Genomic DNA, 25,952 nt, shown 5'->3' with positions numbered 1-25,952 from the left:
GGCGGCTTATTCTACTGCCATCAGCCGCCGGTACTCATCCCAGGCATAGAGATCGGTCATGCCGCTAATATAATCCTGAATAAGCCGGAAGCGATAATAACGCTCCCACAACAGCCGCTGATATTTATGCTCCACAACCAGATTACGCATCTTGTGCAAATAGGCTTTGCGGTGTTTCCCCGAGAGTTTATGAAAAAGCCGCGTTTCAATCGGGTGCTGGCGTAAAAAATCCTCATTCATCAGCGTGCTAAAGGCTTCATAATTCAGGCGCATCAACGGCTGATAGATCTCCAGCAGCCCTTTAATCACGCGGTAGCCCTGCAGCTCCAGCTGTTCAACTTCGGAGTGATTAAACACCTGCTGGCGCGCAACGGTCTTAAACAGTTGCAGTAAACGGCCCTCTTCACCCTCATCTTCCAGCAGCGCATGGTTAAAACTTCCCTCGAATATTGCAGGAAGATTATCAACAAAACGTTTCACCGCGTAACTGACCAGCACGCTCTGAACATTTACGCGTAATGACATAAAAAATTGATCGCTGCGGCTGCGGCGTTTTTTACTGCAGGCTTCACGCCAGGCTTCGCCAATAGTCCGGCTAAAGGCGTCATTATTTTTCACCGGCCCCCAGGCTTTATTGAGAAATTCAAACAAACTCTCAACATTAAAGATATCTTTTTCTACAGCGTCGTCCAAATCGGCAATGCAATAGGAGATATCATCCGCCGCTTCCATTATATAGGTGAGCGGAAAGCGATGATGTTCTTCCATATTGGTGGCAGCACGCAAATCCGCAATATAATCCTGCTCAGAGAGATAAAAGCCAGGTTTCTTCATTAAGACGCTAAATTCAGCGGGCTTTTCCCCCTGCCACCAGGCAGGTGCAGTATATTTGAGGATACAGGCGACCTGAGAGTAGCTAAGATTGAGCTGCAGTAGCGTATGCACCATACGGATAGCCTGCGCGTTGCCCTCAAAATGGCAGAGATCCTGGCGGATCATGGCATTCAGCTCATCAAAGGCTTTACGCTGCGTATCCCCTTCAACGCCCGCCACCAGCGGATCGACCAGTTCGGCAGCCAGGTTCTCTTCAAACCAGTCGTTAATGGCTGCCTCGCCAAAATGACCAAACGGCGGATTACCCACGTCATGCAGCAGACACGCCATTTCGATCAGGCTTTCAAATGCGCCTTCAAGCTCATCCAGACCATACTGCGCCAGCCCGCCCTGGATCTTCAGGGTTTGCAGGATCTCTTTGGTAATGTAGCGTCCGGTCTGCTGCACCTCCAGCGAGTGCGTCAGTCGGGAACGGACAGCGGCATTGCGCTCCAGCGGAAAGACCTGCGTTTTCTGCTGGAGTCGCCGGATGGCAGCTGAGTTGATAATCCGTCCACGGTCGCTCTCAAAATGGCGGGTAATGTAATATTCACCTTCCGGATCTTTTCGACTGGTATAAGGGCGCGAGAAGCTGATCTTCTTCCTGAAATTGATCGCCGACATGAATTACCCCTGACTTTTTCGTGAATTAATCCCCTGGATGCCATGGTAGACTATGCCCTAAATTTTGATTCTTTACATTAGCGGAACTCACTATGAAAGCAGGCATTATTGGCGCGATGGAGCAGGAAGTCACACTGCTGCGCGACAAAATTGAAAACCGTCAAACGCTGTCGCTGGCGGGTTGTGAAATCTATACCGGCACCCTGCAGGGCGTTGAGGTTGCACTGCTGAAATCGGGCATTGGTAAAACTTCTGCGGCGCTGGGCACCACGCTGCTGCTGCAGCTCTGCAAACCCGATGTGGTGATCAACACCGGTTCGGCGGGCGGCTTAGCGCCGTTGCTCAGCGTCGGCGATATCGTGGTGTCAGACGAAGTACGTTATCACGATGCTGATGTCACTGCTTTTGGTTATGAGCCGGGTCAGATGGCGGGGTGTCCGGCCGCATTTGTGGCAGACAGCAAGCTGATTGCTGCGGCGGAAGCCTGCATTAAGCAGCTGGATTTGAATGCCGTACGCGGTCTGGTGGTGAGCGGTGATGCTTTTATCAATGGTGCCGAACCACTGGCGCGCATTCGCAACCTGTTCCCTCAGGCAATTGCCGTTGAGATGGAAGCGACTGCCATCGGTCACGTCTGTCATCAGTTCCAGGTACCGTTTGTGGTGGTCCGTGCGATTTCCGATGTGGCCGATAAGGAATCGCACCTCAGCTTTGATGAGTTCTTAAGCGTAGCGGCGAAGCAATCTTCGCTGTTAGTGGAGAATCTGCTGGCGCATCTGGCGCGTGGCTAAAACGCTGCTTTTCTGCTGGCTGCTGCTGTTGAGCGGCAGCCTGCTTGCCTCACCGCCCCGTGTTATCACCCTCGCTCCCCACCTTACCGAACTCGCCTTTGCTGCCGGGATTACGCCGATTGCGGTCAGTGCATGGTCTGACTATCCGCCGCAGGCGAAACAGATTGAGCAGGTTGCCAACTGGCAGGGCATCAAAGCCGAACGCATTCTGCAGCTCAAACCGGATCTGGTCTTAGCCTGGCGCGGCGGTAATCCGCAGCGGCAGATCGATCAGTTGCAGCAGCTCGGCGTACGGGTTAAATGGATTGATCCGCTGACGCTGGATGAAATGTTCACGGCGCTGGCCGATCTGGGCCGCTGGAGTCCCAGTCCGAAGCAGGCAAGCAGAGCTGCCCAGGCGTTACGACAGCAGGAAGCCGCACTGCGTCAGCGCTATACTCACCTGACTGCAGTTCCGCTGTTTTTGCAGTTTGGACAACAGCCGCTCTTTACCGCCGCCACAGCCACGCTGCAGAATGAGATTATTACATTATGTGGTGGCAGGAATATCTTTGCCGACAGTCGCGTCAGCTGGCCACAGGTCAGCCGTGAGCAGGTACTGATGCGCCATCCTCAGGCCGTAGTGACAGCGGGCAGTGCACAGCAGACTGAGAACATCCGTGACTTCTGGCGGCCACAGCTCACTGTGCCGGTGATTGCCATCAACGAGGACTGGCTGAGCCGGCCAGGCCCCCGACTGCTGCTGGCGGCGCAGCAACTCTGTGTGGCCCTGCATCCCGCTGAATAAGTCGGCGAAATGATTAAAGTTGCTGCACTTTTTGCCGTTAATCAATACCAGAGACGAGCCGGCCACGTATGCTTGCCGTCCTTTTAGCGCCACGGCGCTTTTTTAAAACACCAGGAACCATCTATGACCAGAGCACTGCTGCTGGCCATAGGGCTATCGATCGCCGGATCTGCATTTGCGGGCTCGATTAATGGCTCTATAGGCGCCAGGCTTGTCATCTATTCACGCTGTGAAATCAACACGGCTAACGGTCAGCCCGCGCCGCAGGTGAACTGCGGCAGACAGGCAAGCGCGCAGCCACGCGTAACCCAAAGTCAGATTCAGTCGCAGGGAAGTGTGAAACAGAGTAACCGGCTGGTCACAATAGAGTGGTAAACGAGGCCGTCGCGATGACGGCCTTCGTCATCAGATACTGAATGAAGAGCCACAGCCACAGGTGGTTTTGGCATTCGGATTGGTCACGATAAAGCGTGAGCCTTCCAGACCTTCGGTGTAATCCACCGAACCGCCCACCAGATATTGCAGGCTCATCGGGTCAACCACCAGCGAGACGCCCTGCTTTTCGATCGTCATATCGCCATCATTCAGCTGATCATCAAAGGTGAAGCCGTACTGGAAACCACTGCAACCGCCACCGGTGATATAGACGCGAAGTTTCAGCGCCGGGTTCTCTTCGTCGGCAATCAGGTTCTTCACCTTGGTGGCTGCGGCGTCGGTAAACTGCAACGGCAGTGCTACTACTTCATCACTCATGTTTTACTCCGGTAAACGCCCAGGTCAGAAAACGACCTTAATTACGCTATTATCAGCCAGCACCTCAGCGCAATCAAGCTCTGCCCTTCGCACTCTGTGCCGCTTTCACCTTCATTAAGGGCGCTGCGGGTGAATCCGCCTTTCGTCTGCTGTCCCTCTTCCGTAGAATGGCGCAATATTTTTTATGAACCGCTGGAGCCGAAAATGAGTAAGTCCGAACAACTGTTTGCTGAGGCACAACGCCTGATCCCGGGCGGGGTAAACTCGCCAGTACGCGCATTTACCGGTGTGGGCGGCGTTCCGCTGTTTATTGAACACGCTGATGGCGCGTATCTCTATGATGCCGATGGCAAAGCCTATATCGACTACGTCGGCTCATGGGGCCCAATGGTGCTGGGTCATAATAACGCGGCGATCCGTAATGCCGTGATCGAAGCGGCCCAGCGCGGCCTGAGCTTTGGCGCACCGACCGAAATGGAAGTGACCATGGCGCAGCTGGTATGTGAGCTGGTTCCCTCCATGGAGATGGTGCGGATGGTCAACTCCGGCACCGAAGCGACCATGAGCGCGATTCGTCTGGCGCGTGGCTTTACCGGCCGCGATAAAATTATCAAGTTTGAAGGCTGCTATCACGGTCACGCTGATCACCTGCTGGTGAAAGCCGGTTCCGGTGCCTTAACGCTGGGTCAGCCAAACTCGCCGGGCGTACCGGCTGATTTTGCTAAACATACCCTGACCTGCACCTTTAACGACCTGGACTCAGTGCGCAGCGCCTTTGAGCAATATCCTGACGCCATCGCGGCCATCATCGCTGAGCCGGTTGCCGGCAACATGAACTGCATTCCGCCGCAGCCGGAATTCCTGCCAGGCCTGCGCGCGCTCTGTGATGAGTTCGGCGCACTGCTGATTATTGATGAAGTGATGACCGGTTTCCGCGTTGCGCTGGGCGGCGCGCAGGCTCACTACAATGTGCGTCCTGACCTCACCTGTCTCGGAAAAATTATCGGTGGCGGAATGCCGGTTGGCGCATTTGGTGGCCGTCGCGACGTGATGGCCGCGCTGGCCCCGACCGGTCCGGTTTATCAGGCGGGGACGCTTTCTGGTAACCCAATTGCCATGGCCGCCGGTTTTGCCTGCCTGACGCAGATCGCGCAGCCTGGTACGCACGAAAAGCTGGATGCCCTGACCCGCCAGCTGGCTGAGGGTCTTCGCGAGGCAGCCCAACAGCAAAATATCCCGCTGGTGATCAACCATGTGGGCGGGATGTTTGGCCTGTTCTTCACCGAGGCTGACAGCGTGAGCTGTTATGCCGATGTGACCCGCTGCGATGTAGAGCGCTTTAAAACCTTCTTCCATCTTATGCTGGAGGAAGGCGTTTACTTTGCGCCTTCAGCCTATGAAGCAGGCTTTATGTCACTGGCGCACAGCGAAGAAGATATTCAGCGCACGGTTGACGCTGCGCGTCGTTGCTTCGCGAAGCTGTAATTTCGGCGGCGCTAAAGACGAAGACCGGCAGCAGCCGGTCTGAGATTTTTGACAAAGTCTGCCCAGCCCAGCTGTGAGACCGAGCCTGCGAAGGGAACACGGGCAGATCGGAAAGTCGCTTAAACCATCCATGACCGCTCGGCCCGCGCGATTACGCACCTCATCCCTAAGGTGCGCCCGTAAACGGGCCAACGCGTTGCGTTGTTCAAAAACGCTCCCGGCGTTTTTGTCCCTGCCGCGGGACGCTTTCCTCCTCTGCCCATGTTCCCTGCGCTTTTAGCTAATGCATTACTGCCAGAGCAACACTCATTGGGTTTGTCAGCAGTCTGAGACCGGCTTGCGCCGGTCTTTTTTTAACCTGAACGCCGTAGCAGCCAGATAAAGTAAGGCGCACCTAAAAACGTCGCCATCAGCCCGGCAGGGATTTGATCGGGGAATGCCAGCATCCGCCCGCACCAGTCAGCCAGCATCATCAACCCGCCTCCCAGCAATCCTGACAGCAACAGCTGTGGCAAAGCCCGCCGGAATCCCAGCATCCGCGCCATATGCGGAGCCATCAACCCGACAAAACTCAGCGGACCGATAGTCAGCGTCGCGCTGGCGGTCAGTGCTGCCGCCAGCAGCAGCAGACTCAGCCGTGCAGGCGTTAATGCCATGCCCGCCGAGCGCGCGGTCGCACTTCCCAGCGGCAGCAGCGTCAGCCAGCGACTCGCCAGCGGGGCCAGCGAGACCAGCACCAGCGCGCAAATTGCGCTCTGAACTGCCTGACTGCCGCTGATGTTATAGGTCGAGCCGGAGATCCAGCTCAGCAGCCCGCCCATACGCGGATCGCCGCTGGCCAGCAGCAGCATCAGCAGGGTGACAAAGGCGCTGTTAAGCGCCATACCTGCCAGCAGCATCCGCTCCGGCGAGAAGCCGCCACGGCTGGCTACCGCCATAATCACCAGCAGCGTCAGCGCGGCACCCACCGCACCGGCGGGCAGCAGCCAGGCCATCGCATCGCCTGGCACAAAGAACATCATGACCACTACGCCGCAGGCGGCCCCGGAACTGATGCCCAGCACTTCCGGGCTGGCCATGGGATTGCCGGTCAGCCGCTGAATGAGACTCCCCGCTACGCCCAGCATCAGACCGGTTACCAGCGCCGCCAGCACGCGCGGTGCGCGCCACGGCAGCAGTGATTGCAGCATCTCGCCTGCGGACCCGCTCCAGCCCTGCGCATCACGCCCAAACGCGAGCGCCACCCATCCCAGCAGCGCCAGAACAGCGAGACCGATCAGCGCCCAGCGCAGCAGGTTCTGTCGCTCGGCGGGCACATTGTCACCCTGATTCAGCGCAGGCGGCACTGAACCGGTGCGCAGTCGCGGCAGCAGCCACAGCAGAATCGGTACGCCAAGCAGGGCCGTGGCCGTGCCGGTCGGGATATCGCGCCAGTGCGTGCTGAGCCACAATACGCAACTGTCTGCCAGCCACAGCAGCAGCGCGCCAGTCAGCGGTGCCAGCAGCATCCGGGTGAGGAGTCGTCGTCCACCCAGCAGCTTCGCCAGCAGCGGTGCAAACAGCCCGATAAAGCCGATGATACCGGCGATATTGACCAGCTGTGCGCTGAGCAGAATCGCCAGTCCCAGGCCGCCAATCCGCGCCACAGAGAGCGCCAGACCCAGGTTTTTAGCGACACCATCATCCAGCCCCATCAGCGTCAGCGGACGCAGCAGCGCCAGCGCCAGCACAAACGCCAGCATCAGGCGCGGCCAGAGCTGCTGCACGTTTTCCCAGCTCATCTGATTCAGCGCGCCGGTGCTCCACAGAAACATGTTCTGCAGCTGATCGTGATTGAAGATTGCGAAGATTTGATTCACTGCGCCGCTGTACAGGCTCAGTACCAGCCCGGCCAGAATCAGCGTCACTGGCGACAGACGTTTGCCCCAGGCCACACCAAACACCAGCGCGCCCACCAGCAGCGCCCCGCTAAGCGCAGCAAACTGCTGTGTCAGCGCCCCGCCCGGCAGATGCCACAGCGTCGCGACGGTAATGCCCAGCTGCGCGCCGGAAGAGACGCCCAGCGTGGTCGGCTCCGCCAGCGGGTTGCGCAGGATCTGCTGAAACAGCAGACCGGCTAACCCCAATCCGGCACCCACCAGCAGCGCCAGCGCCGTACGTGGCAGCAGGCTGTAGTGAAACACCATCTGCGGCAGGCTATCGACAGCCGGCGACCAGAATGCCTGCCACCATTCAGCCTGTGGCAAGGCGTGGTGCAGATTAACCAGCGTCAGGCTGAGTGAGAGCAGAAACAGCAGGCTGAGGAGGCCTGCGGGAAACAGAGCATGGCGCATCAGTGCGTCTCCAGCGCGCGTTCCAGCACGCGAACAAAGTGCAGCGCCGAGAGCGTCGCACCGTAATACCAGACCGCCGGGACGCGCTGAAAGCGTCTGGTGCGGACAAACGGCATGGCCTGCCACAGCGGACTGCGCATCAGCTGCTGCATCTCCACGTCGTTGTCGTGATCGAAACAGATGACATCCACCTCCCCGGCCTGCGCCAGCTGTTCGATGCCGATCACTGCGCTGCCCCAGAAATTAGTCTCACCCTGCCAGCCATTTTTCAGGCCCAGCAGGGTCATCACTTCCAGGAACAGACTGTTTTTACCGAAGGTAATGGCGTGACGACTGTCGAGCAGCGACATCAGCAGAAGCGTGCGTCCGGCATAGGGTGCCAGTCGCTCACGCGCCGCCGCCAGCTGATCATCGACCTCGCGCAGATGCTGCTCCGCCCGCTCGCTTAATCCCAGGCGCGCCGCCAGTTGACGCAGCGATGCGCGCGCGGCGGTGAAGGGTTTTCCGTCGCCGCTATGAAGGTCGAAGCCCATGATGGGTGCGATGCGCGTCAGTTTCTCTTTAGGCGGGCCATAGCCGTTGGAACAGAGGATCAGCGATGGTTGCATCTGCGCCATCAGCTCAAGATTGGGTTCGGTGCGCAGACCCACATCGATCACGCCCGCAGGCAGCGGCGGCTCTCCGACCCAGATGTTGTAGTTGTGCAGATCGGCCACACCCCAGGGCGTAACGCCCAGTGCGATCAGCAGTTCGGTGGGAAGCCACTCCAGGGCAATAATCCGGCCCGGATTCGGCGTGGCGGCACGCAGGGGGAGCATACAAAACAACGGCGAGGCCGCCAGTGACAGTAACAATCGGCGACGATAAAGATCGGGCATCTTCCTTTCCTTAACAGACAAAACTAACCGGCGCGCCGCCCTGTGGATGCGGTAAAATGCCCATCGGAATGCCATAAATTGCACCCAGTACCTCAGGCTGCATAATCGCTCCGGCGTCACCTTCGGCAATCATCACGCCCTGACGCAGCGCCACCAGATGATCGCAGTAGCGTGCCGCCATATTGATATCGTGCAGTACCGCAATCACGGTCAGGCCACGCTTTTGACTCAGATCTTTTATCAGCGCCAGCACCTCAACCTGATGGGCAATATCCAGCGCCGAGGTCGGTTCATCCAGCAGCAGACAGCGACTGTTCTGCGCCACCATCATCGCCAGCCAGGCGCGCTGACGCTCGCCCCCAGACAGACTGTCCACCAGCCGACCGGCAAAGGGCTTTAGCCCGACCTGCGCAATCGCATCCTCAACCCTATCGCGATCCTCCTGACCAAAGCGCCCCAGCGCCCCGTGCCAGGGATAGCGGCCAATCGCTACCAGCTCACGCACCGTCATCCCTTCGGCTGCCGGTAACTGCTGCGGCAGATAGGCCACCTCGCGGGCAAAGGTTTTACTGTTCCAGCGCCCGACCGGCTGCTGATTCAGCAAAACCTCTCCGCTGCTGGCCGCATGATGACGGCCCAGCATTTTCAACAGCGTCGATTTGCCCGAGCCATTGTGACCAATCAGCGCGGTCATTTTACCCGGTGGAAAAGTCAGCGACAGGGGCTGAAGGAGAGTGCGGCCTGGCACCTCGAAACTGGCATTCTCCAGCCTGAAGGTTGCCTCTTCTGCGTGCGGATGCGGCATGATTATCCCTGTGAACGGGCGCCAGAGCGCCCGGTTAAATCAGAATCTGAAGGTCGCGGTGCCGACAATCTGGCGTTCCGCACCCCAGTAGCAGGCGTATTCACGGTAGCAGCTGGCGACATACTCGCGGTTGAACAGATTGTTAACGTTGACGCCTACCGTCGAGCCAGGCAGGCCGAAGCGACCCAGATCATACTTCAGCGCCGCATCCACCGTGGTGTAACCGGCTACCTTAAAGTTCTGGGAGCGAATAGAAACGATAATGATTATTATAACGCTTAGATAATATGCGAACTTCAGCGACGACTGCAAGCAGAAATCCCAGCAGTGACGCCGTTTGCAGGGCCATTTACCCATATCGATCAGAAACAAAAAAAGGGCGCCGAAGCGCCCTTTTTAACCTGCTTAACCTGTCTGACTGAATTATTTGCCAAACATATCTTTTATCCACCCTGCTACGCCGTCACTGTCTTTCTGCTCCTGCGGTTGCTGGGCCGGTTGCTGTTGCGGCTGTTGCTGCTGTTGCTGGTCAAACAGCTGTTGCTGCTGCTGGACCTGCTGCTGCTGTTGCTGACACAGCGCATTCGGATCCAGCGCCCACACAGGCAGAGAACGCCAGGTGCTGCTGCCCGTACCGCAGACAAAGTTACCGGCTGAATCCACATTCATCAGTGACACATCTTCCGGCGGCGTCAGCTGCAACGGCATCGGTGCCTGATTGTCGAGGTAACGACGGTAAAGCTGCATCGCACCGCTGGCACCATAGAGTCTGGTCGGCTGGTTGTTATCGCGTCCCACCCAGGTGATCGCCACTTCTTTACCATCAATACCGGCAAACCAGCTGTCGACCAGATCGTTAGTGGTACCGGTTTTCCCGGCCAGATGGGCATTCGGGAAACGCGCGCCCAGGGCACGGGCGGTACCGTGGTCAGCGACCTGCTGCATGGTATAGAGCGTCAGATAAGCTGCCTGCGCCGGTTCCACACGCTGCGCCTGCGGATAGCTCTGGTAGAGCACGCTGCCATCTTCTGCAATCACTGAACGCACCGCAGACAGTGACGCGCGGTTACCGCCGCTGGCGATCGACTGGAACGCCTGCGCCACTTCAACCGGCGTCAGGTTCAGGGCACCCAGCAGCATCGCCGGCACCGGATGCAGCTGCTCTTTCGGCACGCCCAGTTTGTTCCAGGTATCGACCACCGCATCCAGCCCCAGCGTCATACCGAGGTTAACCGTCGGCACGTTCATGGAGTTGGTCAGCGCATCCACCAGCATCACTTTGCCGCTGAAGCGACGATCGTCGTTCATCGGTTTCCAGATGGTGCCATTTGGCTGCTTCAGCGCAATCGGCTCATCGGCGATCCAGCTGTTCAGCCGATAGCTGTTTGGCTGGCTCAGCGCGGTGAGGTAGGTCGCCGGTTTCGCCAGTGAACCGATAGAGCGACGCGCCTGCAGCGCACGGTTGTAACCGGCGTACTGCGGATCGGCACCGCCGACCATGGCACGGACTTCGCCGCTGAAGCGGTCAACCACCACCATCGCGGTTTCCAGATCTTTCAGGCCGCGCTGTTTTTTCAGCGTCGGAATGCCATCAACCACCGCTTTTTCAGCTGCATCCTGCGACACCGGGTCCAGCGTGGTGAAAATTTTCACGCCGGAAAGATCTTTAATTTTGTCGCCCAGTTTTGCCTGAAGCTCGTTACGCACCATCTGCATAAAGGCAGGCTGAGGCGTGATCACGCCCCCTTTTGGCTGCACGCCCAGCGGACGGGCCGACAGCATGTCATACAGCTCCTGGTCGATCACTTTCTGCTGCTGCAACAGGCGCAGTACCAGGTTGCGGCGTTCCAGCGCCAGTTTCGGGTTGCGCCACGGGTTATAGAGCGACGCCCCTTTCACCATGCCAACCAGCATCGCCTGCTGATCCAGACTCAGTTCATCCACCGGACGGCCAAAGTAGTAGAGGCTCGCCAGCGGGAAACCGCGGATCTGATCGCTGCCCGCCTGACCGAGATAGACCTCGTTCAGGTAGAGCTCCAGGATACGATCTTTGCTGTAGCGCGCATCCATGATCACCGCCATATAGGCTTCACGCGCTTTACGCCACAGCGAACGTTCATTGGTCAGGAACAGGTTCTTTACCAGCTGCTGCGTCAGCGTACTGCCGCCCTGCACCGCTTTTCCGGCCGTGATGTTCGCCAGGAAGGCGCGGCCAATGGAGTACGGGCTGATGCCGTCATGCTCATAGAAATGGCGATCTTCAGTGGCGATCAGCGTATCAACCAGCAGATCCGGGAAACCGGTGCGCGGCACGAAGAGCCGCTGTTCACCATTAGGCGACTGCAGCATGGTGATCAGACGCGGATCGAGGCGGAAAAAGCCAAAATCACGGCCGGTTTCAAGGTTTTTAATCTCGCTCAGCTCATCTTTCGTGAAGCTCATACGCGCGTGGATCTGCCCCTCTTTACTGTCGGGGAAATCAAACGGGCGACGCAGCAGATCGATGGTGTTGCCCTTCACCGAAAACTCGCCGGGGCGGGTAATCCGGGAAACTTCGCGATACTGAGTCCCTTCCAGCAGCGCCACCATTTCACTTTTGTTGTAGGCCATGCCCGGTTCCAGACTGACCATGCGGCCATAGACGGTGGCGGGCAGCTGCCAAACCTTACCGTCAATACGACTGCGGATTTCCGAGTCAAGGTAGATGCCCCATGCGGCCATAACCACCACAAACACCAGGAACAGTTTTATTATCCATCCCAGCCAACGGCGTTTGCCGCGCGGCGGTTTTCCACCTTTACCTTTACGTGGCACCGGCGCTTCCTCCTCGTCATCATTAAAATCGTCCTGATTGATATCCTGTTCGATATCCCTGCGTCGTCCCCGGCCCGCACTACTGCGCGGCGGCAACGGTTTACCTTTGCGCCCTATTGGTTCGCGATCGTTCCCAGACATGACTTTTCTTCTCCAGGCAGTGCTTACGGCAGCGCCGCTACTCTAACTGCTTTCTCGCGTGCCGCATGGCAGAACCCTCTGAATTCAATCCAGCGGACTCAACCCTGCGGGGACATTTTTTTGGTTCGCCTTGTTGGCAAAGCGGTGGCCGGATCCTCTGGCCAGAGGTGTTTCGGATAGCGTCCCTTCATCTCTTTCCTGACCTCCGGCCAGGCACCGCGCCAGAACGCCGCCAGATCGCGGGTGATCTGCAACGGGCGCTGGGCGGGCGATAACAGCTCCAGCACCAGCGGGATACGTCCTTCCGCTACGGTGGGATTCTGCGCTTCGCCAAACATCTCCTGAATCCTGACCGCCAGCGCGGGCGGCTTATCCGCATCGTAGCGAATCGGCAGCCGGCTTCCGGTCGGCACAGTGTAATGAGTTGGCAGCACACTATCCAGCCGCTGACGTTGTGACCATGTGAGTAAATGTAAGAGTGCCGTAGTCAGGTTTACCGCCTGCAGGCTGCGGAGATCGCGTACCGCTGACATCTGTGGCAACAGCCACTGCGACAGGCTCGCAAGCAGGCTTTCATCGTCCATAGCGGGCCAGCTCTCTTCCGGCAGCCACTGTGCCGCACACTGGATGCGCAGGCGCAACTGTCCGGCATCCGGCGTCCAGCCTAATACCGACAGACCTTTTTCAGCGATCCAGCGCAGCATAGCGGCGTGCAGCACGTCCGGCTCCGGGCGCGCCATCGGCTGAGTCTTCAGGATCAGCGCGCCAATCTGCTCACGTCTGAACGCACGCAGCGTGCCCTTCTCTTCATCCCACTCCACTTCAGTCCGGCGCTCGATCAGTGCGGTCTGCTGCTGGCACAGCGTTTCAATGTCGACCGGCAGTGCCAGCAACATCCGGGCATCTGGCGTCGCACTGCCCTGCAACAGCGCAGGTGCAATCAGCCATTCGTTGCGCGTCAGGCCATCCTGCTCCTCGAGCCTGGCCCCCAGCCCGTTGGCCAGCTGATAGCGACCGCTCTGGTCGCGACGCCGTGCCAGCCGATCGCCAAATCCCACCGACAGCAGGCCAGCGAAGCGATCTTCGTCGACCCGTCCGCCACGAATGTTGAGTCGCTGCTGCCACTGCTGCGCCCGCCGCTGCCATTGAGCCTGAGGCCGATGCAGCGCATCACGCAGATCGGCACTGCCGCTGCGCGGCGGATCTTCCAGAATCGCCACCAGCAGCGCGGCGCTGGCGACCGCATCCGGCTCATCGCCTGCGGCACAGAGCATAGCAGCAAGCCGCGGATCGCAACCCAGCTGTGCCATACGCCGTCCCAGTGTGTTAAGCAGGCCGTTGCTGTCCAGTGCACCCAGACGGATCATCTGCTGTTGTGCCGCGTCCAGATTTCTGGCGGGCGGCTGATCCAGCCACTGCAGCTGTTGCGGCCCGGTACAGCCCCACTGCAGCAGATCCAGCCACAGCGACGAGAGATCGCTGTTCACGATTTCCGGTTCGCTCTGCGCTGCTGCACGTGACGCCTGCTCCTGCGGCAGCAGATGCAGACAGATTCCCGGCATCAGTCGCCCGGCGCGACCTGCGCGCTGAATCATTGAGGCCTGGCTGATGCGCTGGGTCTGCAGACGCGTTACGCCGCTGCGGGCGTCAAACAGGGCGCTACGCTCCAGCGCACTGTCGACTACCAGGCGAATCCCCTCAATGGTCAGGCTGGTCTCGGCGATATTGGTGGCGAGCACCGCTTTGCGACGCCCGGCGGCGGCGGGCAGGAGCGCCCGTCGCTGCGCCACCAGCGGCAGCGCGCCATAGAGCGGTGTCAGATCCACATCGTCACTGATGCGTGATTCCAGCTCACGTTTCACCCGTTCAATTTCCGCCACGCCCGGCAGAAACAGTAGTAGTGAACCCTCTTCATCGCGCAGCAGCTGAGCGACTTCACGCGCCACAGCCTCTTCAAAGCGAACGTTCTGATTCAGCGACGCGTAACGCCGTTCAACCGGATAGCTGCGCCCTTCTGAAATAATCAAGGGCGCATCCGGCAGCAACGCCGCCAGCCGGGCATTATCCAGCGTGGCCGACATCAGCATGATTTTAAGATCGTCGCGCAGCCCCTCCTGCACATCGAGCAGCAGCGCCAGCGCCAGATCGGCCTGCAGGCTGCGCTCGTGAAACTCATCGAGGATCACCAGCGACACGCCCTCAAGCATCGGATCGCGCTGAAGCAGGCGCGTGAGCATCCCTTCGGTAACGACTTCCAGCCGGGTTTCTGGCCCAACGCAGCTTTCGCCACGCATCCGGAATCCCACCGTGGCACCCGGCTGTTCGCCGAGCTGCTCCGCCAGCCGCTGCGCCACATTACGTGCCGCCAGCCGGCGTGGCTCAAGCATAATGATGCGTCCCGGCAGCGCCGCCTGCTGCAACAACTGCAGCGGCAGCCAGGTCGATTTGCCCGCGCCGGTAGGGGCGGCCAGCAGGATTTGAGAAGCGTCACGCAGCGCCGCCAGGATGTCTGGCAGCACCGCGCTGACCGGTAAATCGCTCACAGCAAACTCCGCTTCTGCCTGTGCTAAGATGGCGTGCATTGTAGCACGTGATATTTGCCGGAGAGCGCCATGGCGACACAACGCTTATTTTTTGCCATCAGCCTGCCTGACGAAATGCAGCAACAGCTGGTGCGCTGGCGGGCCGACACCTTTCTTGCAGAGGCAGGTCAGCCGGTGGTCGCAGCGAATCTGCACCTGACGCTGGCGTTTCTGGGTGAGGTCGCACCGGAAACCTCACAGCGCCTGCAGACCCTGGCCTCCCGCATCGTCCAGCCCGGTTTCGATCTCGACCTGGATGATGCCGGGCACTGGCCACGTCCCGGCGTGGTCTGGCTCGGCTGTCAGCGTGCGCCTCGCGGCCTGCTTCAGCTCGCCAGCCTGCTGCGGGCGCAGGCTGCCCGGCATGGCTGTTATCAAAGCCCACAGCCGTTTCATCCGCACATCACGCTGTTACGCCAGGCCATTCAGCCGGTTGCATTGCCACCACGCGGCTTTCACTGGCGTTTTCGCGTCTCCACCTTTTCACTGTTCGCTTCTGACTATTCCAGAGGTCGTACCCGCTATCGCGCACTGGCCAGCTGGCCATTAACGTCTCAGGATCCGCATGCACTTCTTTCCGCCCCTTAAGTCCGCCCGCCTGATCGCCCGTTACAAACGTTTCCTGGCCGATGTCGAGACGCCAGAAGGCGAACTGCTGACGATTCATTGCGCCAACACCGGTGCCATGACCGGCTGCGCCACGCCGGGCGATACAGTCTGGTATTCCACGTCCGACAGCCTGACGCGCAAATACCCTCACAGCTGGGAGCTGACCGAAACACAACAGGGCCACTGGATCTGCGTGAACACCCTGCGCGCGAACCAGCTGGTGGCTGAAGCGCTGGACCAGGATCAGCTGTCATTGCTGGCTGGTTATTCGCATCGACAGGCGGAAGTGAAATATGGCAGTGAAAAAAGCAGAATTGATTTCCTGCTCAAAGCAGAGGCACGGCGCAACTGCTATATTGAGGTGAAATCCGTAACCCTTTTACATGAAGGTAAAGGCTATTTTCCGGATGCGGTGACGATTCGAGGACAAAAACACCTGCGCGAGCTGGCGACAGTGGCGGCAGAAGGTCATCGGGCCGTTATTTTGTTTGCCGTTTTGCACTCGGGGATTGAGGACGTTTCCCCGGCACGTCACATCGATGCGGCGTATGCAGAACAACTGGCTCAGGCGCAACGGGAAGGTGTAGAGGTTTTAGCGTATCAGGCAGACTTATCGGCGGCGGGAATGTTTCTTAAATCGCCGATCAACGTAACCTTGTAATATCTTTTGCAATTTTATGTGGTAAGAATGTTCTGAGCTAAGGGCTGATTACGCTGCTCCTCACAGGTTTGTCAAGGTGTGTTCATGAAGAATTGCCAACCCTGACTGCTTCTGTTATTTATAGCGGCCTGTTTTTTTCCCCAATGGGGGATCGATGTACCCCGCAGACATCAGATGCAGGCCGGCAGCAACGCCCCTGCGGGATGTCAGTCTGAGGGTATAGTGCGTGTTATCCAGGAGAAGCAACATGCAAGAAGGTCAAAACCGTAAAACATCGTCCCTGAGTATTCTCGCTATCGCTGGCGTTGAGCCTTATCAGGTTAAGCCTGGCGAAGAGTATATGAACGACGCGCAGCTGACCCATTTTCGCAAGATTCTGGAAGCCTGGCGTAATCAATTGCGGGACGAAGTCGATCGTACCGTATCGCACATGCAGGATGAAGCCGCTAACTTCCCGGACCCGGTTGACCGTGCCGCGCAGGAAGAGGAGTTCAGCCTGGAGCTGCGTAACCGCGATCGTGAACGTAAACTGATTAAAAAGATCGAGAAAACACTGAAGAAAGTCGAAGACGACGACTTCGGTTATTGCGATTCCTGTGGCGTTGAGATTGGTATCCGCCGTCTCGAAGCTCGTCCTACTGCCGATCTCTGCATCGACTGTAAGACGTTAGCAGAAATTCGCGAGAAACAAATGGCCGGCTAATGTCGCGTCCAGCCTGTTACCACGCAGTGGAAAAACCGTTGTGTTGTCCGCTGCGTGGTCACTTCTGAACCCTATGTCATCCTCCTGCATTGGTCGCTTCGCCCCTTCTCCCTCTGGTGAACTTCATTTTGGCTCGCTGATAGCTGCCCTGGGCAGTTACCTGAGCGCGCGCGCGCAAAACGGCATCTGGCGGGTGAGAATTGAAGATATCGATCCACCACGGGAAGTGCCGGGTGCCGCCAGCCGCATCCTGCATCAGCTGGAACACTATGGGTTAATGTGGGATGGCGAGGTCCAGTGGCAGTCGCAACGTCATAAGGCCTACCGTGACGCGCTGGCCTGGCTGCAGCAGCATCGTCAGAGCTATTTCTGCACCTGTTCCCGACGTCGCATTCAGGAGATTGGCGGTTTCTATGATGGTTACTGCCGTGAACGGCAACGCGGACCAGAGAATGCCGCGCTGCGTTTACGCCAGCATGCGCCGGTCTTTGCCTTTGACGATCGATTACGGGGTCGCGTGGAGGCGGACAGGCGTCTGGCACAGGAGGATTTTATTATTCACCGTCGCGATGGCCTGTTTGCCTACAACCTGGCGGTGGTGGTCGATGACCATTTTCAGGGTATTACCGAAGTAGTGCGCGGCGCAGACTTGATTGAGCCGACGGTACGGCAGATTGCACTTTATCAGCAGTTTGGCTGGCCGGTGCCGGCCTGGCTGCACCTGCCGCTGGCGCTTAATCATGATGGCAATAAGTTATCGAAGCAGAATCATGCGCCTTCGCTGCCCGATGGCGATGCCAGACCCCTGCTGGTAGCAGCATTACGCTTCCTCGGACAGCCTGTTTCAGGCGGCTGGCAGGACTTAACGCAGGACAAACTGCTGTCTGATGCGGTGTCACAGTGGAATATCGCTTTGATGCCGCAACAGAACGCCCTCAAACCGGATGCATAGACAACAGCATTCTCAAACGGTTCTCAACAGGCTATGATTAGCCGCTGATTTTACCTACACCCTAATTGCCACTGTCGAGGTGTCCCATTTTTACCCGAGTAGCTAATTTTTGCCGGAAAGTCCTGAAGCGTGATGAAGAGGAAGCCCCAGCAGAGGTTGAACCAGAGCGTCTGATGACCATCATCCCTCGTGAAAGCCATACCATCTCACGTAAAGACATCAGCGAAAATGCCCTCAAAGTGCTCTATCGCCTGAACAAAGCCGGTTATGAAGCCTATCTGGTAGGCGGTGGCGTGCGCGATTTGCTACTGGGGCAAAAACCCAAAGATTTCGACGTGACCACTAACGCCACGCCAGAGCAGATGCGCAAGCTGTTCCGCAACTGTCGTCTGGTCGGTCGCCGTTTCCGGCTGGCACACGTGATGTTTGGCCCGGAAGTGATCGAAGTCGCCACCTTCCGTGGACATCATCAGGTTGAAGAGATTGCGGAAGATCGCAACAGTTCGCAGCGCGCCCAGAGCGGCATGCTGCTGCGCGACAATATCTTCGGCTCTATCGAAGATGATGCCCAGCGCCGCGATCTCACCATCAACAGCCTCTACTACAGCGTGGCTGATTTCAGCGTGCGCGACTACGTTGGCGGCATCAGCGATCTCGAACAGGGCATCATTCGCCTGATTGGCGATCCGGAAACCCGTTACCGCGAAGATCCGGTGCGCATGCTGCGCGTCGCGCGCTTTGCCGCCAAACTTAATATGAGCATTGCGCCGGAAACCGCCGAGCCGATTCCACGTCTGGCCTCGCTGCTGCGTGATATCCCCCCTGCGCGCCTGTTTGAAGAGTCCCTGAAGCTGTTGCAGGCGGGTTATGGCTACAGCACTTATTTAAAGCTGTGTGAATATCAGCTGTTCCAGCCGCTGTTCCCGACGCTGGCGCGCAACTTCACGGAAAACAGTGACAGTCACATGGAGCGGATGCTGGCACAGGTGCTGAAAAACACCGACAACCGCATTCATAACGACATGCGCGTGAATCCGGCGTTCCTGTTTGCGGCGATGTTCTGGTATCCGCAGCTTGAAGCGGCCGAACGCATTGCGCAGGAGAGTGGCCTGACCTACTTCGAAGCCTTTGCGATGGCGATGAATGATACGCTGGACGAAGCCTGCCGTGCGCTGGCGATTCCAAAACGTATTACCTCGCTGATCCGCGATATCTGGCTGCTGCAGTTACGCATGTCGCGCCGTCATGGTAAACGCGCCTGGAAACTGATGGAGCATCCGAAATTCCGCGCCGCATACGATCTGCTGGCGCTGCGCGCAGAAGTGGAAAACAACCCGGAACTGCTGCGTCTGAGCCAGTGGTGGGGTGAATTCCAGGTCGCTGCACCGCCGCATCAGAAAAACATGCTGAATAATCTGGGTGACGATCCGGTGCCGCGCAATAAATCGCGCCGTCCGCGCCGCCGCTCTTCTGCGCCACGTCGTGACAATCAAAACGTGTCATGACACGGGTTTACCTCGCGTTAGGCAGTAATCTGGCGGATCCGCTGCATCAGATTGATGCAGCGCTGACGGCACTGGATGCGTTGCCGCTGACGCAACGCATCGCGACCTCGCCGTTCTACCGCACGCCGCCTTATGGCCCGCCCGATCAGCCCGATTTTCTCAATGCCGCCGTGGCGCTGGAAACCGATCTCAGCGCTGAAGCCCTGCTTGACCATACCCAGCAGATTGAACGCGATCATGGCCGGGTGCGAAAGGCCGAACGCTGGGGGCCCCGCACGCTGGATATCGATCTGATGCTGTTTGGCGACGCAGTCATTAACACTGAACGGCTGATTGTGCCGCACTACGACCTGCTGAATCGCGCCTTTATGCTGGTGCCCCTGCTGGCGATTGTGCCGGATGCCCGCCTGCCCGATGGCCGCGCACTCCGCGCCCTTCTCGCCACCCTCGACAGCAGCAACATCGCGCTATGGAACGACTGATCAGACAAACGCACATCTCTGATTCCGCTCTTTCACGCTATCCAGTAAACTGCGCCCATCTGAATTCCTGAGTTGAGAGCGCCATGAAACCCACCACGATTTCACATCTGCGTCAGGCGAAAGCCAGCGGTAAAAAATTCGCGACGCTGACCGCCTACGATTTCAGTTTTGCCCGCCTGTTTGCCGATGAAGGCATCCAGGTGCTGCTGGTTGGTGATTCCTTAGGGATGACGGTCCAGGGGCACGACTCCACCCTGCCGGTCACGGTCAGCGACATCGCCTATCACACCGCCGCCGTGCGCCGTGGTGCACCACAGGCCCTGCTGCTCGCCGACCTCCCCTTTATGAGTTATGCCACACCAGAGCAGACCTTTGAGAGTGCCGCACAGCTGATGCGTGCCGGTGCCAATATGGTGAAACTGGAAGGCGGCAGCTGGCTGGCAGAGACCGTGCAGATGCTGACCGAACGCGCCGTGCCGGTGTGTGGCCACCTTGGGCTGACCCCGCAGTCGGTGAATATCTTTGGCGGCTATAAAGTGCAGGGCCGTGATGAGGCCGGTGCCGATCAGCTGCTGGCCGATGCGCTGGCGCTGGAAGCGGCAGGCGCACAGCTGATGGTGCTGGAGTGCGTGCCGGTGTCGCTGGCACAGCGGATCACCGAGGCGCTTACCATTCCGGTGATCGGCATCGGTGCCGGTAACGTGACCGATGGTCAGATTCTGGTGATGCATGACGCGCTGGGGGTGACCGGCGGTCACATTCCCAAATTTGCCAAAAATTTCCTGGCGGAGACCGGCGACGTTCGTGCGGCGATTCGCCACTATATCGCCGAAGTCGAGGCCGGAACCTATCCGGCGGCAGAGCACAGTTTCCAGTAATTCAGGAGAGTCACCGTGTTGATCATTGAAACGCTGCTGATGCTGCGCCAGGAAGTCCGTCGCTGGCGCCAGCAGGGTAAACGCATTGCGCTGGTGCCGACCATGGGCAACCTGCATGAAGGCCATCTGACGCTGGTGGATGAAGCCCGGTCGCGCGGCGACATCGTCATTGTCTCGATTTTTGTCAATCCGATGCAGTTCGATCGTGCAGATGATTTAGCGCGCTACCCGCGCACGCTGCAGGAAGATTGTGAAAAGCTGAACCGCCACCAGGTGGATGTCGTCTTTGCCCCCTCCCCGGCTGAAGTCTATCCGCAGGGCGCGCAGAATCAGACCTTTGTTGAGGTGCCGGTGCTCTCTTCCCTGCTGGAAGGGGCGACGCGTCCAGGCCATTTTCGCGGCGTGGCAACCATCGTCAGCAAACTGTTTAATCTGGTGCAGCCCGATATTGCCTGTTTCGGTGAAAAAGATTTTCAGCAGCTGGCTATCATTCGTAAGATGGTGGCTGATATGGGCTTCGACATTGAGATTGTTGGCGTGCCAACCGTGCGGGCCAAAGATGGCCTGGCGCTGAGTTCACGCAACGGCTACCTGACAGACGATGAGCGCAAGCTGGCCCCGGTGCTGAGTGAGGTGATGCATCAGATGGCTCAGCGACTTGAGAACGGCGAGCGTCATATTGAAGAGATCATCGAGGCCGCCAGCGAGTCTCTGCTGTCACAGGGATTGCGTCCTGATGGCCTGGCAATCTGTGATGCGGAAACGCTGCAGCCGCTGACGGTGGACAGTCAGCGTGCGGTGGTGCTGATGGCCGCCTGGCTGGGTAAAGCCCGACTGATTGATAATCAAACTGTTGACCTGACGCTGTAAGTACGCCCGCTGCAGGTTATTTTATTTCTCTGATAAGGTTTCTGGCTATGATTCGCACAGTTCTGCAAGGCAAATTGCACCGCGTAAACGTGACGCAGGCGGACCTCAATTACGAAGGCTCCTGCGCTATCGATCAGGATTTCCTGGAGGCTTCCGGCATTCTGCAATATGAAGCGATCGATATTTATAACGTCACTAACGGTCAGCGCTTTTCCACCTACGCTATCGCGGCTGAGCGTGGTTCGAAAATTATTTCGGTCAACGGTGCGGCTGCCCGCTGCGCCTGTGAAGGCGATATTTTAATTATCTGCTCGTATGTGCAGGTAGAGGATGCCGTAGCGCGTCAGTGGCAGCCTAAAGTCGCCTATTTTGAAGGTGATAACCAGATGAAGCGTCTGGCGAAAGCATTGCCGGTACAAATTGCCTGATTAATTGATCGCCTGACAATAAAAGGGCCGCCATTAACATGGGCGGCCATTTTATTTCTGCTTCTGCAATTAAACCGCTTTGGTCGTCATCGGCTTCGATGACTTTTTCATCGTGAAGAGGAAATTAAACCAGCCGCGTTTTCTCATCAGACATAATGCCAATGGCAGCGCCAGCGCCACCAGAAACGCTGAAATGAATTTCAGGTCATTCACCCAGGCTGACGGACTTTCAAACTTCACAATCTTACTGAAGAACTGAATCGCCAGATAATGCGACAGGTAGAAGACGATAGAATTGACGCCAATGTAGTAGACCAGCTCAGATTTCAGCTTCAGCGCAATCCAGACAAAGAATGGCACCGATAAGAGTGCAAGCGGTGATAATAACGCCTGGGAATGACGCTCCAGAATAAAGATATTCAGGCAGGAGAGCAGCACAAAACTGATCGCTGAGATTAACAGCGTCGGGCCATGCTGTACCTTCTCTGCGATATCCACCTGCTTACGCACCACGTAATCACCCAGGTAGAAAAAGACAAACAGATAAAGCGATTTGTTGATGTGCGTATTGTCGAAGCTGGCCAATACGCCATCCGGATCGATGGCCGGCAGCGCCCAGCTCAGCGCCATACAGATAGCAAACACCAGCAGGAATGGCAGGTGGCGGGCAAAGATAATCACTATAAAGAAGATAAATAGCGAGTGCAGGAACCAGGTCATATCCCCGCCGCCAGTCAGGTGCGAAAGAATAATATTCATCGGTGACTGCGGCGTATTTGCCATCGAGCTGAACAGAATCTTTAATCCGCCATAGACCGCCACCCAAACCATAAACGGATAGAGAATACTGCGCACCTTGTTATTAAAAAAAGGACCCAGGCCTTTTCTCAATCCGGCATCGACAAACAGGCCCGAAACAAAGAACATCAGCCCCAGTCTTACCGGTGCCAGCATCTCATTTAACAGGCTGCTGAAGGCGGTAAAATGTCCGGCATTATTATGTACGGCAATAGTGCTATGCAAAAAAATAATTGCGAGAATACTCAATCCCCGCAGATTATCGATCCACGTTATACGATTCATCTTTTCCTGCCTTTGATTAAAAACTGGCCCTGTTTAAGATGCCATTTTGTTTATTAAGAAGACTCTTAACCCACTCGTTCATCCCTGAGCAGAGGAATAACTTTAATCCGGCAGTATTTTGATAATTCATAATCAAATAAACAACAGCCAGACTTTAGGCCTATTCTTAAAAAATATTTAACAGTTAAGAATCATTAAGATAGCGAAAGATGACTGATTATTATCAGATAATACTTAGGGTTATTTTTTGTGAAAAAGGATGAAAGCGAGGCCGTGAGCGGCTTCAGAGACAGAAAAGAGATGACCAGGCAGGTTTTAACGTCGTTTTTAAGGCCAGGGAGCACCGTAGCTCGGATTGTTTTTCACTCACTAAAAAAAAGCCACGCCCTCATTGCAGCGTGGCCCTTACCATTCAACATATTGTCAGGTGCGCAGTCCGCGTCCGCGCTGAATCAGCGCATAGACCAGCCAGTAGAACACCAGAATAAAGGCCACCAGTACCGAGAGCGTAAAGACCAGCGGCACATCATTAATACCCAGGAAGCCATAACGGAATCCGCTAATCATATAAACGATTGGATTCAGTTTAGAGACAGCCTGCCAAATCGGCGGCAGCAGACTCAGCGAATAGAATACGCCGCCCAGATAGGTCAGTGGCGTCAGCACAAAGGTCGGGATCAGGCTGATATCGTCAAAGGTGCGCGCAAAGACGGCGTTGAGCAGACCGGCCAGTGAAAACAGAATCGCGGTCAGCAGCAGCGTGATCGCCACCATCGACCAGGAGTGCACGTGGAACGGCACAAAGAACAGCGAGATAGCCGTCACCAGAATGCCGACGCAGACGCCGCGCGCCACACCGCCGCCTACATAGCCGGCAATGATAATGTGGGTCGGCACGGGTGCAACGAGCAGCTCTTCAATGTTGCGCTGGAACTTGGCACTGAAGAACGATGATGCCACGTTGGCGTAGGCGTTGGTGATCACCGCCATCATGATTAACCCCGGCACAATAAACTGCATATAGCTGAAGCCGTGCATCTCACCAATGCGCGACCCAATCAGGTTGCCAAAGATGATGAAATAAAGCGTCATGGTGATGACCGGCGGCACCAGCGTCTGGATCCAGATACGGGCGAAACGGTTAACCTCTTTGGCCCAGATGCTTTTCAGCGCCACCCAGTACAAATGTGTCATGCTTTTGCTCCTGTTTTTCCCTGCGTCGTCAGGCCAACGAACAGCTCTTCCAGACGGTTGGCTTTATTGCGCATACTCAGCACCTGCACACCCTGCGCACTCAGCTGGCTGAAGACGCTGTTAAGGCCCTGCTCACGCAGCACTTCCACTTCCAGCGTTGAGGTATCGGTCAGCCGGTACTGGAAGCCCTCCAGTTTCGGCAGCGGACTGCGCGGTGCCAGATCCAGGATAAAGGTTTCCGATTTGAGCTTGGACAGCAGTTCTTTCATCGAGGTGTTTTCCACCAGCTCACCGCTCTGGATGATGCCGATGTTACGGCACAGCATCTCGGCTTCTTCCAGATAGTGGGTGGTGAGAATGATGGTAGTGCCTTTGGCATTGAGATCTTTCAGGAACACCCACATTGAGCGACGCAGTTCGATATCCACGCCAGCCGTCGGCTCATCCAGTATCAGCAGTTTTGGCTCATGCATCAGTGCTCGGGCGATCATCAGGCGGCGCTTCATCCCGCCGGAGAGCATGCGCGCACGCTCAGTGCGTTTGCCCCACAGGTCGAGCTGCTTCAGATATTTTTCCGCACGCTCATTGGCTTCACGACGCTCAACGCCGTAGTAACCCGCCTGATTCACGACGATCTGCATCACCGTCTCAAACGGGTTGAAGTTAAACTCCTGCGGCACCAGGCCGAGCTGGCGCTTGGCATTCACCACATCTTTTTCCAGATCGTAGCCAAACACCCGCACGCTACCTTCGGATTTATTGACCAGCGAACTGATAATCCCGATGGTGGTCGATTTACCGGCACCGTTTGGCCCGAGTAGTGCATAAAAGTCACCCGCTTCAACGTTAAGATCGATGCCCTTCAGCGCCTGCACGCCGCCGGGATAGGTCTTGGTCAGCCGGGAAAGTTCCAGTGCATAAGTCATTCTGCATCCATACCCTGTTTTGATGGCATTGCAATGCCGTTTAAATTTATCAGGCCCTGGCATATAGTACGCGCGCGCACTTTGCGCAGTAACCGGTCGCTCAACGCCATGACAGACATCAATACCCTGATCAGAAACAACCGCGAATGGTCAAAACTGCTGGTTGAAGAAGATCCCAGTTTTTTTGAGCGACTCGCCCAGGCACAAAAACCGCGCTTCCTGTGGATTGGCTGTTCTGACAGCCGTGTCCCTGCCGAGCGCCTGACCGGACTGGAACCGGGCGAGCTCTTCGTTCACCGCAACGTTGCCAATCTGGTGATCCACACCGATCTGAACTGTCTGTCCGTGGTGCAGTACGCTATCGAAGTGCTGGAAGTGGAACACGTTATCGTATGCGGCCACTACGGCTGCGGCGGCGTGCAGGCGGCGATGGATAACCCCGAGCTGGGGTTAATCGACAACTGGCTGCTGCACATCCGCGACCTCTGGTACAAGCATAGCGTGTTGCTGGGGGAACTCCCGCCGGATAAGCGCCTGGACAAACTGTGCGAAATCAACGTTATTGAACAGGTCTATAACCTGGGGCACTCGACCGTTCTGCAATCTGCCTGGAAGCGTGGCAAGGATGTCTCCCTGCACGGCTGGGTTTACGGCATTCAGGATGGCTGCCTGCGTAACCTGGATGTCACGGCAAACAGCCGGGAGATCCTTGAACAGCGCTATCGTCACGGCATTGCTAATCTGCAGATGAACGGCGAGGCCTGAGCCGATCGCGGCGTAAAGCGCGACATAGCC

The 25,952-nt window shown here is 57.2% G+C and carries 24 protein-coding genes and 1 pseudogene; 14 read left to right on the top strand and 11 right to left on the bottom strand.

From position 1 onward, the window contains the following. Window positions 1-6: 6 nt before the first annotated feature. A complete protein-coding gene (gene dgt, locus QSK07_RS07175; RefSeq protein WP_098051444.1) occupies window positions 7-1,497 on the bottom strand; it encodes a dGTPase in 1,491 nt (496 codons plus the stop codon). Window positions 1,498-1,589: 92 nt separating this feature from the next. Here dgt and mtnN point away from each other — a divergent pair, with 92 nt between their 5' ends. The 3 genes from mtnN (at window position 1,590) to QSK07_RS07160 (ending at window position 3,450) form a co-directional block, all read left to right on the top strand. Next, window positions 1,590-2,288 (top strand): 5'-methylthioadenosine/S-adenosylhomocysteine nucleosidase, encoded by a 699-nt coding sequence (mtnN, locus tag QSK07_RS07170; protein WP_098051445.1) that lies wholly within the window; start codon window positions 1,590-1,592, stop codon window positions 2,286-2,288. Next, window positions 2,281-3,075, top strand: coding sequence for a vitamin B12 ABC transporter substrate-binding protein BtuF (btuF, locus tag QSK07_RS07165; protein WP_285721206.1), 795 nt, complete (start codon window positions 2,281-2,283; stop codon window positions 3,073-3,075). The genes mtnN and btuF overlap by 8 nt, the downstream gene beginning before the upstream one ends. A gap of 123 nt (window positions 3,076-3,198) precedes the next feature. After that, on the top strand, window positions 3,199-3,450 hold the full coding sequence (locus QSK07_RS07160) for a hypothetical protein (protein ID WP_098051447.1): 252 nt from the start codon (window positions 3,199-3,201) through the stop codon (window positions 3,448-3,450). Window positions 3,451-3,480: 30 nt separating this feature from the next. Here the strand turns inward: QSK07_RS07160 and erpA are convergent, their stop codons facing one another. Beyond that, the gene (gene erpA / locus QSK07_RS07155; protein WP_008925625.1) at window positions 3,481-3,828 is read right to left on the bottom strand and encodes an iron-sulfur cluster insertion protein ErpA; all 348 of its coding nucleotides are present in this window, start codon (window positions 3,826-3,828) and stop codon (window positions 3,481-3,483) included. Window positions 3,829-4,032: 204 nt separating this feature from the next. Between erpA and hemL the strand changes: the two genes are divergently transcribed. Next, window positions 4,033-5,313 (top strand): glutamate-1-semialdehyde 2,1-aminomutase, encoded by a 1,281-nt coding sequence (hemL, locus tag QSK07_RS07150; protein ID WP_275220631.1) that lies wholly within the window; start codon window positions 4,033-4,035, stop codon window positions 5,311-5,313. Between the two features lie 353 nt (window positions 5,314-5,666). Here the strand turns inward: hemL and fhuB are convergent, their stop codons facing one another. The 6 genes and pseudogenes from fhuB to hrpB form a co-directional block, all read right to left on the bottom strand. After that, window positions 5,667-7,646, bottom strand: coding sequence for a Fe(3+)-hydroxamate ABC transporter permease FhuB (fhuB, locus tag QSK07_RS07145; protein WP_285721205.1), 1,980 nt, complete (start codon window positions 7,644-7,646; stop codon window positions 5,667-5,669). After that, window positions 7,646-8,524 (bottom strand): Fe(3+)-hydroxamate ABC transporter substrate-binding protein FhuD, encoded by an 879-nt coding sequence (fhuD, locus tag QSK07_RS07140; RefSeq protein ID WP_098051451.1) that lies wholly within the window; start codon window positions 8,522-8,524, stop codon window positions 7,646-7,648. The genes fhuB and fhuD overlap by 1 nt, the downstream gene beginning before the upstream one ends. Before the next feature lie 10 nt (window positions 8,525-8,534). After that, entirely contained in the window at window positions 8,535-9,329 is a 795-nt protein-coding gene (gene fhuC, locus QSK07_RS07135; RefSeq protein ID WP_098053081.1) for a Fe3+-hydroxamate ABC transporter ATP-binding protein FhuC, read from the bottom strand. A 39-nt stretch (window positions 9,330-9,368) separates the two neighbouring features. Further along, window positions 9,369-9,578: pseudogene (locus tag QSK07_RS07130) on the bottom strand (hypothetical protein); the annotation flags it as partial. Window positions 9,579-9,752: 174 nt separating this feature from the next. Continuing rightward, complete coding sequence (gene mrcB, locus QSK07_RS07125) at window positions 9,753-12,284, bottom strand: bifunctional glycosyl transferase/transpeptidase (protein WP_098051452.1); 2,532 nt, start codon at window positions 12,282-12,284, stop codon at window positions 9,753-9,755. Window positions 12,285-12,382: 98 nt separating this feature from the next. After that, a complete protein-coding gene (gene hrpB, locus QSK07_RS07120) occupies window positions 12,383-14,866 on the bottom strand; it encodes an ATP-dependent helicase HrpB (RefSeq protein WP_285721204.1) in 2,484 nt (827 codons plus the stop codon). A gap of 30 nt (window positions 14,867-14,896) precedes the next feature. Here hrpB and thpR point away from each other — a divergent pair, with 30 nt between their 5' ends. The 9 genes from thpR (at window position 14,897) to panD (ending at window position 21,954) form a co-directional block, all read left to right on the top strand. Beyond that, window positions 14,897-15,454, top strand: coding sequence for an RNA 2',3'-cyclic phosphodiesterase (gene thpR / locus QSK07_RS07115; protein ID WP_285721203.1), 558 nt, complete (start codon window positions 14,897-14,899; stop codon window positions 15,452-15,454). Continuing rightward, complete coding sequence (gene sfsA / locus QSK07_RS07110; protein WP_098051455.1) at window positions 15,432-16,136, top strand: DNA/RNA nuclease SfsA; 705 nt, start codon at window positions 15,432-15,434, stop codon at window positions 16,134-16,136. Before thpR ends, sfsA begins: the two co-directional genes overlap by 23 nt. Before the next feature lie 247 nt (window positions 16,137-16,383). Next, the gene (gene dksA / locus QSK07_RS07105) at window positions 16,384-16,839 is read left to right on the top strand and encodes an RNA polymerase-binding protein DksA (RefSeq protein ID WP_008925615.1); all 456 of its coding nucleotides are present in this window, start codon (window positions 16,384-16,386) and stop codon (window positions 16,837-16,839) included. A gap of 73 nt (window positions 16,840-16,912) precedes the next feature. Further along, the gene (gene gluQRS / locus QSK07_RS07100) at window positions 16,913-17,791 is read left to right on the top strand and encodes a tRNA glutamyl-Q(34) synthetase GluQRS (RefSeq protein ID WP_098051456.1); all 879 of its coding nucleotides are present in this window, start codon (window positions 16,913-16,915) and stop codon (window positions 17,789-17,791) included. An 86-nt stretch (window positions 17,792-17,877) separates the two neighbouring features. Beyond that, complete coding sequence (gene pcnB, locus QSK07_RS07095) at window positions 17,878-19,296, top strand: polynucleotide adenylyltransferase PcnB (RefSeq protein WP_218832235.1); 1,419 nt, start codon at window positions 17,878-17,880, stop codon at window positions 19,294-19,296. Further along, window positions 19,293-19,778: a 2-amino-4-hydroxy-6-hydroxymethyldihydropteridine diphosphokinase gene (folK, locus tag QSK07_RS07090; RefSeq protein WP_285721202.1), complete on the top strand. Its 486-nt coding sequence runs from the start codon at window positions 19,293-19,295 to the stop codon at window positions 19,776-19,778. The genes pcnB and folK overlap by 4 nt, the downstream gene beginning before the upstream one ends. 83 nt (window positions 19,779-19,861) lie before the next feature. Continuing rightward, window positions 19,862-20,656 (top strand): 3-methyl-2-oxobutanoate hydroxymethyltransferase, encoded by a 795-nt coding sequence (panB, locus tag QSK07_RS07085; protein ID WP_275220617.1) that lies wholly within the window; start codon window positions 19,862-19,864, stop codon window positions 20,654-20,656. A 15-nt stretch (window positions 20,657-20,671) separates the two neighbouring features. Next, window positions 20,672-21,526 (top strand): pantoate--beta-alanine ligase, encoded by an 855-nt coding sequence (gene panC / locus QSK07_RS07080; protein ID WP_285721201.1) that lies wholly within the window; start codon window positions 20,672-20,674, stop codon window positions 21,524-21,526. Window positions 21,527-21,573: 47 nt separating this feature from the next. Next, window positions 21,574-21,954, top strand: a complete 381-nt coding sequence (panD, locus tag QSK07_RS07075) for an aspartate 1-decarboxylase (RefSeq protein WP_098051460.1) — start codon at window positions 21,574-21,576, stop codon at window positions 21,952-21,954. 69 nt (window positions 21,955-22,023) lie between these two features. Here the strand turns inward: panD and QSK07_RS07070 are convergent, their stop codons facing one another. From QSK07_RS07070 to QSK07_RS07060, 3 genes are all read right to left on the bottom strand, one after another. Continuing rightward, window positions 22,024-23,037, bottom strand: a complete 1,014-nt coding sequence (locus QSK07_RS07070) for an acyltransferase family protein (protein ID WP_098051461.1) — start codon at window positions 23,035-23,037, stop codon at window positions 22,024-22,026. Window positions 23,038-23,460: 423 nt separating this feature from the next. After that, complete coding sequence (locus QSK07_RS07065; RefSeq protein ID WP_013356813.1) at window positions 23,461-24,231, bottom strand: ABC transporter permease; 771 nt, start codon at window positions 24,229-24,231, stop codon at window positions 23,461-23,463. Beyond that, a complete protein-coding gene (locus tag QSK07_RS07060; protein ID WP_033781901.1) occupies window positions 24,228-25,157 on the bottom strand; it encodes an ABC transporter ATP-binding protein in 930 nt (309 codons plus the stop codon). The genes QSK07_RS07065 and QSK07_RS07060 overlap by 4 nt, the downstream gene beginning before the upstream one ends. Before the next feature lie 108 nt (window positions 25,158-25,265). Between QSK07_RS07060 and can the strand changes: the two genes are divergently transcribed. Further along, entirely contained in the window at window positions 25,266-25,922 is a 657-nt protein-coding gene (can, locus tag QSK07_RS07055; protein ID WP_033784496.1) for a carbonate dehydratase, read from the top strand. Window positions 25,923-25,952 lie beyond the last annotated feature (30 nt).

It is taken from the genome of Pantoea sp. QMID4 (genome assembly GCF_030270445.1).
GTDB classification, from domain to species: domain Bacteria; phylum Pseudomonadota; class Gammaproteobacteria; order Enterobacterales; family Enterobacteriaceae; genus Pantoea; species Pantoea vagans.
This window is presented reverse-complemented; position numbering and strand designations above follow the sequence as displayed.